The sequence below is a fragment of the Mesorhizobium sp. M8A.F.Ca.ET.021.01.1.1 genome, assembly GCF_003998025.1.
Lineage (GTDB): Bacteria > Pseudomonadota > Alphaproteobacteria > Rhizobiales > Rhizobiaceae > Mesorhizobium.
Map to the genome: position 1 here is coordinate 1 of NZ_RZSJ01001107.1, position 495 is coordinate 495.

The 495-nt window shown below is 69.1% G+C and carries 1 pseudogene; it reads left to right on the forward strand.

Annotated elements, in window-relative coordinates:
• Nucleotides 1-495, forward strand: a pseudogene (locus EOA36_RS36840) (hypothetical protein); the annotation flags it as partial.

Genomic DNA, 495 nt, shown 5'->3' on the forward strand with positions numbered 1-495 from the left:
GTCAATGTCGGTGTCGGCGGCGGCGGCGGCACAGGCAATACTTCCGGCGCGGTCGACGTGATCAACAGCGGCAACCTGACGACCACGGGCGATTTCTCCTCGGGCATCGTCGCGGAGTCGCTGGGCGGCGGCGGCGGCATGGGCGGCGCGAGCAACGCCAAGGCATTCCATCTGGGCGGCACCAGCGAGACGAGCGTCACCGTCAATGTCGGCATCGGCGGCAAAGGCGGGTCCGGAAACGATGCGGCGATGTTCCGCCTTGATGGCGGCGGCAATGTCATCGGCGCCGGCGTGCATGTCGACAATTCCGGCGTGATCCGGACCCAGGGTTTCAATTCGATAGGCATACTAGCCATGTCGGTCGGCGGCGGCGGCGGCGGCGGCGGAGCGGCCTCGACCGACGAGGAGATCGTCGGCGGCGGCAGCGAGGGCGAGACATCCGTGGGCATCGGCGCGGCCATCGGCCTTGCTGCCGCCGCCGACGATCTCCTCGTC